At 38.3% G+C, this 7,312-nt stretch carries 7 protein-coding genes; all 7 read right to left on the reverse strand.

What is annotated here, in order from left to right; genetic code table 11:
• Nucleotides 1-123: 123 nt before the first annotated feature.
• A complete protein-coding gene (gene rsmG, locus NSQ62_RS20885) occupies nt 124-840 on the reverse strand; it encodes a 16S rRNA (guanine(527)-N(7))-methyltransferase RsmG (RefSeq protein ID WP_341321929.1) in 717 nt (238 codons plus the stop codon).
• Nucleotides 841-899: 59 nt separating this feature from the next.
• Nucleotides 900-2,795, reverse strand: a complete 1,896-nt coding sequence (gene mnmG / locus NSQ62_RS20890; RefSeq protein WP_341321930.1) for a tRNA uridine-5-carboxymethylaminomethyl(34) synthesis enzyme MnmG — start codon at nt 2,793-2,795, stop codon at nt 900-902.
• A 41-nt stretch (nt 2,796-2,836) separates the two neighbouring features.
• Complete coding sequence (gene mnmE, locus NSQ62_RS20895) at nt 2,837-4,222, reverse strand: tRNA uridine-5-carboxymethylaminomethyl(34) synthesis GTPase MnmE (protein WP_341321931.1); 1,386 nt, start codon at nt 4,220-4,222, stop codon at nt 2,837-2,839.
• Nucleotides 4,223-4,392: 170 nt separating this feature from the next.
• Nucleotides 4,393-5,157 carry an RNA-binding cell elongation regulator Jag/EloR gene (gene jag / locus NSQ62_RS20900; RefSeq protein WP_341321932.1) on the reverse strand — a complete coding sequence of 255 codons (765 nt, stop codon included), beginning with the start codon at nt 5,155-5,157 and terminating at the stop codon, nt 4,393-4,395.
• The gene (gene yidC / locus NSQ62_RS20905; protein WP_341321933.1) at nt 5,158-5,934 is read right to left on the reverse strand and encodes a membrane protein insertase YidC; all 777 of its coding nucleotides are present in this window, start codon (nt 5,932-5,934) and stop codon (nt 5,158-5,160) included.
• Nucleotides 5,935-6,142: 208 nt separating this feature from the next.
• Nucleotides 6,143-6,484, reverse strand: a complete 342-nt coding sequence (gene rnpA, locus NSQ62_RS20910) for a ribonuclease P protein component (RefSeq protein ID WP_341321934.1) — start codon at nt 6,482-6,484, stop codon at nt 6,143-6,145.
• Between the two features lie 92 nt (nt 6,485-6,576).
• Entirely contained in the window at nt 6,577-6,711 is a 135-nt protein-coding gene (gene rpmH, locus NSQ62_RS20915; protein ID WP_008408389.1) for a 50S ribosomal protein L34, read from the reverse strand.
• Nucleotides 6,712-7,312 lie beyond the last annotated feature (601 nt).

Raw genomic sequence — 7,312 nt, forward strand, 5'->3', positions numbered from 1 at the left:
TCAGTCAAAAATGTACAGTGTCCAATGAACAGTTATTTTGTAAAAATGACATAAATATAATTATGTATGCATCAAAAGACGAAAACATTTCATAATTTATATGATTACATAATAATTATTAGCCTATTTGATCGGTGTTTTATTTGGAACACCTGGTTTACGTGGGTATTTTTTTGGTGTTGCTTTTACTTTATCAAATACATACAGTGAACGTTCACTTTCTTCGACAGGTAAATGGAATGCGAATTCTTCTTTTAATTTTGCACCTAATGTGACAATCGCTTTTTGTGCATCTTTCATTTCTTCAGCACCAGCTGCTGCTTTTAATGCCACAAAGTAGCCGCCTTCTTTTGCTAATGGCACACATAACTCTGATAAAACTGAAAGACGGGCAACCGCGCGTGCCGTAACAACATCAAATTTCTCACGGTATTTAGCATTTTGTCCAAATTCTTCCGCGCGTGCGTGCACAAATGACATATGGTCTAAGTTTAACTCATTTGTTAAATGATTTAAAAACGTAATACGCTTGTTTAATGAATCCACAATTGTAATTTGTAAATGTGGGAAGCAAATTTTAATTGGAATACTTGGGAAGCCTGCACCTGCACCAACATCACAAACGGTTGTCACTTTTGTGAAATCAAAGTAAAATGACGCGCTAATTGAATCATAGAAGTGTTTTAAATACACACCTTCTAAATCAGTAATCGCGGTTAAGTTCATTTTTTCATTCCACTCAACTAATAGTTCAAAGTATTTGCGGAATTGGGCGACTTGCATATCTGAAAGCTCGATTCCCTTTTGTTTTAACGCTTCAATAAATTGCTTTTCGTTCATAAAAACGCTCCTTTACATAATCGTAAAATAAGAGCGCCTATAAAAAGACGCTCTCTTGATTAGTTACTTACTTTAGCAATTTTTCCTTGTTCAATATAGACAAGTAAAATCGAAATATCTGCTGGGTTTACCCCTGCGATACGTGATGCTTGTGCGATGGATAATGGACGCACTTGCTTTAACTTTTGTAAGGCTTCTGAAGCTAAGCTACCGATTGCATCATAATCGATGTTCTCTGGAATTTTCTTATCTTCAAGCTTTTTCATTTTTTCTACTTGTTGAAGGGCTTTTTGAATATAACCTTCGTATTTCAATTGGATTTCCACTTGCTCACGTACTGCTTCATCTAACGCTTCTTCCGTAGGCTCAATTAAGCTCGCTACTAAGTCATACGTCATTTCTGTACGTTTTACAAAGTCAGATGCACGAATGCCGTCTTTTAATTCTGCACCACCAACTGAACGCACCGTTTCTTGTGTCTTTTCATTTGGTTTAACAATGATTTCACGTAAGCGGGCGATTTCACCTTCTACTTGCTGACGTTTTTTCTCAAAACGTGCATAACGCTCATCTGAAATTAAGCCAACCTTATGACCAACCTCAGTTAAACGTAAATCGGCATTGTCATGACGTAATAGCAGGCGGTATTCCGCACGAGATGTTAATAAACGGTACGGCTCGTTCGTACCTTTTGTTACTAAGTCATCGATTAATACACCGATATAAGCGTCAGAACGTGAAAGAATCACTTCTTCTTTACCTAAAACTTTAAGTCCGGCGTTCATACCAGCCATTAAGCCTTGGCCCGCCGCTTCTTCATAACCTGAAGTACCGTTTAACTGACCTGCTGTATATAATCCTTGAATCGTTTTTGTTTCAAGTGTTGGCCATAACTGTGTTGGCACAATCGCATCGTACTCAATTGCATAACCAGCACGCATAATTTCCGCATTTTCAAGTCCTGGAATTGAAGCAACCATTTTACGTTGTACATGCTCTGGTAGTGACGTTGAGAAGCCTTGTACATAAACTTCTTGCGTATCACGACCTTCTGGCTCTAAGAAAATTTGGTGACGTGGCTTGTCAGCAAAGCGTGTAATTTTGTCTTCAATTGATGGGCAATAACGCGGACCAGTCCCTTTAATCATCCCTGAGAACATTGGTGATAGGTGTAGGTTGGCATTAATAATGTCATGCGTATTTTCGCTTGTATACGTTAACCAGCAAGGTAATTGATCGGTAATATATTCCGTTGTTTCAAAGCTAAATGCACGTGGTTCTTCGTCACCCGGTTGAATTTCCGTTTTTGAATAATCAATCGTACGGCTGTTAACACGTGGTGGTGTACCTGTTTTAAAACGAACCATATTGAAACCTAACTCGATTAAGTTATCCGCTAACTTGATTGATGGCTGTTGGTTGTTTGGACCAGATGAATATTTTAAGTCCCCAATGATGATTTCACCGCGTAAGAATGTACCTGTTGTTAAGACAACGGCATCTGCACGATAAATCGCACCAACCTGTGTAATAACACCTTTTACTTGGCCATCTTCCACGATTAATTCTTCCACCATCGCTTGGCTAATTTGAAGGTTTTTCTCTTCTTCCAATAAACGCTTCATTTCACGTTGATACAGTTGTTTGTCCGCTTGCGCACGTAATGCACGTACCGCTGGACCTTTTGCTGTGTTGAGCATACGCATTTGAATATGCGTTTTATCGATAACGCGTCCCATAAGACCGCCTAATGCATCGATTTCACGTACAACAATCCCTTTTGCAGGACCGCCGACTGATGGATTACATGGCATAAATGCGATTAATTCTAAGTTGATTGTAAGCATTAATGTTTTTGCGCCAGTTTTTGCTGCAGCATAAGCCGCTTCAACGCCGGCATGGCCGGAACCGACAACAATTACATCATAATTACCTGCCTCATATTTTGTTGGCATGATGTTCTTCCTTCCTCGTATTGTGCTTTAAAAGCATTGATTTATTTCCCTAAACAGAATTGTGAGAATAACTGATTGATTAAGCTTTCTTGCACGGTGTCTCCGATAATTTCACCAAGAAGTTCCCATGTGCGTGTTACATCGATTTGAATCATATCCACAGGTACACCTGCTTCTGCTGCTTCGAGCGCATCTTCAATAACCGTCTGTGCTTGGTGTAATAACGCGATATGACGTGCATTTGATACGTATGTTAAATCCTGTGATTCCACTTGTCCTTCAAAGAATAATGCCGCAATCGCTTCTTCAAGCTCGATAACGCCCTCTTCTTTTAGTAATGATGTTGTGACAACGCGGTGCTTGCCTGCAAGCTCATGAACACGGTTTAAATCGATTTTGCGCTCGATATCTGTCTTATTGACAACAACGATGTAATCCATCGCATCAATTGTTTCAAAGAGGCGCTCGTCTTCGATCGTTAATTCTTCACCGTAATTTAAAACAAGTAAAATTAAATCGGCATCTTTTAACGCCTCACGAGAACGCTCAACACCGATACGCTCTACGATATCTTCTGTTTCACGAATACCTGCTGTATCGACTAAGCGTAATGGTACGCCGCGCACATTCACATATTCCTCAATGATATCACGTGTTGTCCCGGCAATCTCCGTTACAATGGCTTTATTTTCCTGTACGAGGCTATTTAAAAGTGATGATTTCCCTACGTTAGGTCGCCCTAAAATAACTGTAGATAACCCTTCACGTAAAATTTTCCCTTGTGATGAAGTTTGTAAAAGTTTAATGATTTCTTCGCGTACCCAGCCACATTTTTCTTGCAGTACTGGTAGCGTCATTTCTTCTACATCATCATATTCTGGATAATCAATATTAACCTCTACTTGCGCTAATGTCTCAATTAATGCTTGGCGTAGTGATGTAATTAAACGAGATAATTTCCCATCCATTTGATTTAATGCTACATTCATCGCGCGGTCTGTTTTCGCACGAATTAAATCCATAACTGCCTCTGCTTGCGACAGGTCAATACGACCATTTAAAAAGGCACGCTTTGTAAATTCGCCTGGCTCCGCTAAACGTGCACCAAAACGCAACGCAAGCTGTAGTACACGATTAACCGATACGATCCCACCGTGACAGTTGATTTCAACAACGTCTTCACGTGTAAATGTTTTCGGTCCACGCATGAGTGATAGCATTACTTCCTCTACCACTTCGTCTGTTTTTGGATCCACTAGGTGTCCGTAATGAATTGTATGTGTCGGGACTTCTGTTAATTTTTTATTGTTTGGTGATTTAAATATTTTATCTGCAATCGCTACTGCTTCATCGCCACTTAAGCGGACAATTGCAATAGCTCCTTCTCCCATTGGTGTGGATATTGCAGCAATCGTATCAAATTCCATTTATATCCTCCTATATCAGTGTTATCCACATGTGGATAAATCACATCCGTACTATACTATCTAACAATTTAGACTAACATATTTTAAGCAAAATCTAAAGTAATGATGATTTTAAACAAAAGCGCAAAAACGACCTATCCCAAAAAGAATAGGTCGCGCTTGTCTGTATGTTATTTCACTGGTTCAATGACTAAATAACGATTCGGCTCAGCACCTTCTGAGAATGTTTCGATATCTAAACGATTTGCTAAAGCATTATGAATGATTTTGCGTTCGTATGAAGCCATTGGTTCGAATGCAACTGGTTTTCGAGTACGGATTGCCTTATCTGCCATACGTGCAGCAAGCTGTTCGAGTGCGACTTGGCGACGTTCACGATAATCCTCTACATCCATCTGTAAAATCATAAACGATTTTGCTGATTTGTTTAATGTAAGCTGTGTTACTTGTTGCAATGCATTGAGTGTTAACCCGCGCTTGCCGATTAATAAGGCCGCTTTTTCGCTTGATAGCTTAAATGACACATGCTTACCATCTGAAGTATGTTCAATTGCTAAGTCTGTAATGCCCATTTCTTTAGCGATGCTCGTTAAATAGCTCTTCGCCTCTTCAATTGGATCAACCTGTGTATCTTCTGTTTGTTCTAGGTGAATTGGTTGCTCATCTTGTACAAAAACTGGCTCTTCCAGAGTCACTTCTTCAGCTACTTCTTCTACAGGAGTAGCTGGCGCTGAAATGAGCTCATTCACTTGTTGTTGAACAGTGTCTTTGACCGTTACACGAACTTCTGCGTTACGTGCACCGAAACCTAAAAATCCTTTTTTACCTTCTTGTAAAACTTCCACATCAACTTGTTCGTGACTTACGCCAAGCTTTTGTAACGCTAATGAGATCGCTTCTTTTACTGTTGCGCCTATTTGCGTAGTTTGTTTCACTTAGTTCGCTCCTTTGTCGGCAGCTTCCGGTTTATTTTTATTCCAAGGTTTATAAATCACAAGGTTTTGTAATACAGAAACAATGTTTCCGACTACCCAATATAATGAAAGTGCTGCAGGTAAGATAATACCGAAACCAACGATCATTAATGGCATAATGTACATCATAATCTTCATTTGAGGATTATCCATTGCTGGGCCAGTCATTAATACAACATACTGGATTAAACCTGCAACAACGGCAAAAACGATACTTGGTTCTGCTAAATTTACCGATAAGAATGAACCTAATTCAAATGCTGGTGAAGCATTCATACGACTAATCGCATGATAGAACCCGATTAAAATCGGCATTTGAATAAAGATTGGTAGACATCCCGCAAGTGGGTTAACCCCTGAACCTTGCATGAGTTGCATCATTTCTTGTTGGTATTTTTGTTGTGTAACCGCGTCTTTAGAGCTGTATTTTGCCTGTAGCTCTTTTAACTTCGGTTGGATTTCTTGCATTTTTTTAGAACTTTTTACTTGCTTGATTGTTAAAGGTAAAATAACTAAACGAATGATAATTGTTACAATAATAATTGCAAAAGCATAATTCGCTACATTGCCTTCAAACATATCAGCAAAAAGCTTGATGAATGACACTAATGGCCAAACGATATACTCATTCCAGAAACCTTCGCTATCTGCAGTAATCGGTTGGTCAAACTCTGTACAGCCTGATAACAGTAAAACAACTGATACAAGCGACAGCATTATCCAAAGATTTTTCTTCAATCTTCTTCCTCCTAAAGCTAACCTATTCAGTTAATATGACAACAGTTTACCATGTGCGTATGTTTCTACACTACTAATAGTTCCGATAATTTAAAAAATAGTTGTTAGTTTATTTCAAACTATTGAACGCTAGTTACGCAAAATTCTTTTCTATAGAAAAACAGATTCCGCGCCATAAGCGTGAAATCTTGTTTTTAAAACTATTCATTTAGCCTTTATAGACTCTTGCAACCTTTAATACATGCTGCAAGCTTTTTTTTGTTTCATGAAAATCAAGTGTGGCCGCCTGCGTTCTGGCGATAATAACATAATCGTAGTCTGGCTTTACTTCGTCTTTCATTTCCAGAAAAGCTTGGCGAATATAACGCTTCACTTGAACACGTGTGACAGCGTTCCCTACTTTTTTGCTCACTGATAAGCCAATACGAAACGCAATCTGATCCTCTTGCTTTAAGCAATACACGACAAATTGGCGATTCGCAAATGACTTACCTTTTTTAAACACCTTTTGAAAATCTTCATTTTTCTTAATACGTTGGCGTTTATTCATTATCCATTCACCTGCTCCATCTAATCATTGGTACTTTTTTTACTTCGTTCAACTATAAAAGAAAAAAAGACCACTGATGTGGCTCAGTGGACTTATGCTGATAATACTTTTCTTCCTTTTTTACGACGGCGAGCTAATACATTACGGCCGTTTTTTGTGCTCATACGAGCGCGGAAACCGTGAACTTTGCTGTGCTTACGTTTTTTAGGTTGGTACGTACGTTTCATTTATATACACCTCCTGAATCTGAGTGTTACTATATCTATTGCTACATACAGACCATGACATTATATAAATAAAACAACACACTTGTCAATGGTTCTATCTATTTTTTTCAGTTTTTATTCTGAATTCCTTGTCCCACCCCCTCTCTCACAGTTATCCACAAATCTATTCGTAGTTTTAAATGTACCCTGTGCATAATTAATTTTCGTGATTTTTTTATCCACAAGCGTTATCTACAACTTTTTCACATATTCTACCCCTGTGGACAACTTGTACGTGGATAGTTTATGATTATGTGGATAAAGTCTTTTAAGTATTGAAATAACACACTTTATTTGATACGATAACTGTGTTTTACTTTGTGGAATTCTTTTCTGGGAAATATCTTATCCACAGTTGTTGATAATCTGTGGACAAAGATTTCCACCTATTTCGAATAACGTTTATCCACAGCTTGTGGTTATGTGTATGAATTGTCTTTTTACGAAAAAAACGCATACTAATTAGCTCTGTTTATCTACTAAAAATAATTTTTTTAACAGAGCCTTTCTTTATTTATATACGAATTTAATAGTGCATTGACTTATGAAAGGAAGAACGAGC

Source organism: Solibacillus sp. FSL H8-0523 (assembly GCF_038051985.1).
Classification (GTDB): Bacteria; Bacillota; Bacilli; order Bacillales_A; family Planococcaceae; genus Solibacillus.

Excerpts from the sequence above, each read along its gene's own strand:
- rpmH (WP_008408389.1), bottom strand. The coding sequence starts at position 6,711 with ATGAAACGTACGTACCAACCTAAAAAACGTAAGCACAGCAAAGTTCAC.
- rnpA (WP_341321934.1), bottom strand. The coding sequence starts at position 6,484 with ATGAATAAACGCCAACGTATTAAGAAAAATGAAGATTTTCAAAAGGTG.
- mnmG (WP_341321930.1), bottom strand. The coding sequence starts at position 2,795 with ATGCCAACAAAATATGAGGCAGGTAATTATGATGTAATTGTTGTCGGT.
- mnmE (WP_341321931.1), bottom strand. The coding sequence starts at position 4,222 with ATGGAATTTGATACGATTGCTGCAATATCCACACCAATGGGAGAAGGA.
- rsmG (WP_341321929.1), bottom strand. The coding sequence starts at position 840 with ATGAACGAAAAGCAATTTATTGAAGCGTTAAAACAAAAGGGAATCGAG.